Source organism: Streptococcus intestinihominis, assembly GCF_046824975.1.
Classification (GTDB): Bacteria; Bacillota; Bacilli; order Lactobacillales; family Streptococcaceae; genus Streptococcus.
The window spans coordinates 198168-201148 of sequence record NZ_JBKQBL010000001.1 but is presented as its reverse complement, the minus strand read 5'-3'; the positions used below and the strand labels follow the sequence as shown (position 1 = coordinate 201148).

The window sequence follows — 2981 nt, the reverse complement described above, 5'->3', positions numbered from 1 at the left end:
AGTCACTTGTTTCAACATCTACCGTTGCTGTAGAAAGGCGAAAGTCGAAGGTCCGATCTGGATAGCTTCCCTCTTTTGGAGAGAGGAAGAGTTGGGTGGTTTGGCCACCAGACCAAGTAGAAATTTGATAATCTGCGGGGGTAAGATGAAGGATAGTCACCATAGGACGTCCTCTTTCTTAAAAGAGACCAGTGATATTGCCGTGGGCGTCGATATCAATCTTTTCACTGGCAGGAACTTTAGGTAGGCCAGGCATGGTCATGATGGTACCCGTGAGAGCTACAATGAAGCCAGCTCCGGCAGCTACCTTGAGATTGCTGATTTTAACAGTAAAATCTTTTGGTGCTCCCAATTTCTTCGCATCATCTGAGAAGGAGTATTGCGTCTTGGCCATACAGATTGGGTAATTTGAGAAGCCCAGAGCTTCCAATTCTTTGAGTTCGCGTTTGGCAGCTGGTGTCAAGCTAATGCCTTTACCACCATAAACTTTTGTGACAATCTTAGTCAATTTCGTTTCAATGCTGTCTTCTTCGTCATAGACATAAGAGAAGTGGTTTTCTTCTTGAGCTAGTTGAATGACTTTTTCAGCCAAGTCACGGCCGCCAGCGCCACCATGTGCCCAGACATCCGAAATGACAACATCTACATTGCGTTTCTTACAAGATTCATAGACAGCTTCTAGCTCTGCCTCTGTATCCAGTGGGAATTTGTTGATGGCAACGACCACAGGTAAGCCGTAGACTTCTTGGATGTTGGCCAAGTGTTTGTCTAGGTTTGGCAGACCATCGATAACGGCTTGGACATTTTCAGTAGCCAGGTCTGCTTTGGCAACTCCACCATGCATCTTGAGAGCACGGATGGTTGCGACGAGGACTACGGCAGAAGGTTTGAGTCCGGCAATGCGGCACTTGATGTCAATGAATTTTTCAGCGCCTAAGTCTGCTCCGAAACCAGCTTCTGTCACGACATAGTCTGCATATTTGAGGGCTAGTTTAGTAGCCAGCACACTGTTACAGCCATGAGCAATATTGGCAAATGGTCCACCGTGGATGATAGCAGGAGTATGCTCCAAGGTTTGCACCAAGTTGGGATGGATGGCATCTTTGAGGACGGCTGCCATAGCGCCTCCAGCCTTGAGGTCTTTAGCTGTGACCGGTTGTCCTTGGTAGTTGTACCCAATGATGATGCGATCGAGGCGTTCTTTGAGGTCAAGGATATTTTCTGAGAGACAGAGAATAGCCATGATTTCAGAAGCCACTGTGATATCAAAGCCATCTTCACGAGGGACCCCATTTGTTTTTCCTTGGAGGCCATCGACAATATGACGGAGTTGACGATCATTCATATCGACCACCCGTTTCCAGGTGATGCGACGAGAATCGATGCCCAACTCATTGCCGTGATGGATGTGATTGTCAATCAAGGCAGCAAGCAGGTTGTTGGCAATCCCAATGGCATGGAAGTCACCTGTAAAGTGAAGGTTGATGTCTTCCATTGGAACCACTTGGGCGTACCCACCACCTGCAGCTCCCCCCTTGATTCCAAAGACAGGGCCAAGTGAAGGTTCGCGGAGGGCAATAACCGCTTTTTCACCAATAGCAGAGAGGGCATCCACTAGTCCAACAGAGGTGGTTGTCTTTCCTTCTCCGGCAGGTGTCGGAGAGATGGCTGTCACAAGGATCAGCTTTCCATCTTTCTTGTCCTTTAGTTGTTCCAGTTGATTGCTATCGATTTTTGCCTTGTACTTTCCGTAGAGTGAAATATCCTCTTCGGTCAATCCAAGTTCAGCAGCGATTTCCGTGATGGGCTTCATTTGGACAGAATTGGCAATTTCAATATCCGATAAAACCATAGAATCCCTTCTTTCTTTGTAGGTATTAAAGTTATAAAGTTGAATGATAGGTTTATGATAGGCTTTCTAAAATGCTTTGGTAAATGCTATCTGCAAGGTCAGAGCCTGTTTGGAGGAGTTCGAGACCCTTGCCGTGATATTCTTGGACAAAGTCTTGGTCCTTGATTCCTGAAATGTTGATTAGGACATTGAGCCAAGCCCCCTGAAGGCCAGCTTTAAGGTTGAGAGCAGCCACCCCTAGGTCACTCGCCGCATTGGTGTTGGACTTGCCAACAGCTTCTTTGGTGGTTTCAAGCGCCTCAACGATGAGCTCCATCATAGAGAAAGGAGATACTGTCGCATGTTTCAAAGCTTTTTGCATGGCTTCACGACGAGCGGCTTTCTCTTCTTCCGTTTCTTTTGGAAGATCAAAGACAGCTGATACGACGTTGAAAGCTTCTGTATCCTTGTCAATAGCTTCTAGTAATTGATCTTGGAGGTGGGCACTTTTTTCGTGAACCCCTTTGATGTGGTCTTCAAATTCAGCGTATTTTTTCTTACCAATGGTCAGTTCGCAGACCATTTTTGTAAGGGAAATCCCATTTGCAGCAGATAGGGCGGCAGCAGAACCACCACCTGGAGCTGGGGCATCTGAACCAAGAACCTTGGCAAACTCAGTAATACTTAAGTCAACTAGTTTCATAGAACTCCCTTTCTAACCCAACAAGTGATTTTCCAAGACTTGTTTGCTGTAGTCAAAGTCTTCTAATTGCAAGTAGTATTCCGCTGAGTCGATCAAAGCCTTAGCTGGAGCAAGTCCGATGAGTTCTGTTCCGATGATTCGAACCCCGTAGCGTTGTGCTTCGAAACGAACGGTTTCAACGACGCGATACAATGGGAATTTTTCCAAGTTGACCATGTTGATAGAAACTTGGGCAATGTTGCGATCTTCTAGCATAACACCAATCGCTTTACAGTATTTGTATCCACCGCTGGATCCGCGAATGATTTTAGAAATGTTATTGGCAATTTCTAGATCATCTGTGTCCAGGTTGACATTGAAGGCAACGAGCGGCATACGGACACCGACAGCAGTAACCCCTGCAGTTGGGTGAATCTTGCGTTCACCGTAGTCTGGTTTCCAGTCTTC

General features: G+C 46.4%; 2 protein-coding genes and 1 pseudogene. All 3 read right to left on the bottom strand.

All coding sequences use genetic code 11. From position 1 onward, the window contains the following. Nucleotides 1–178: 178 nt before the first annotated feature. A complete protein-coding gene (locus ACLOR3_RS01030) occupies nucleotides 179–1852 on the bottom strand; it encodes a formate--tetrahydrofolate ligase (protein ID WP_411400029.1) in 1674 nt (557 codons plus the stop codon). A 52-nt stretch (nucleotides 1853–1904) separates the two neighbouring features. Further along, nucleotides 1905–2534, bottom strand: a complete 630-nt coding sequence (locus ACLOR3_RS01025) for a cyclodeaminase/cyclohydrolase family protein (RefSeq protein WP_125374493.1) — start codon at nucleotides 2532–2534, stop codon at nucleotides 1905–1907. Between the two features lie 12 nt (nucleotides 2535–2546). Beyond that, nucleotides 2547–2981: pseudogene (locus tag ACLOR3_RS01020) on the bottom strand (glutamate formimidoyltransferase); the annotation flags it as partial.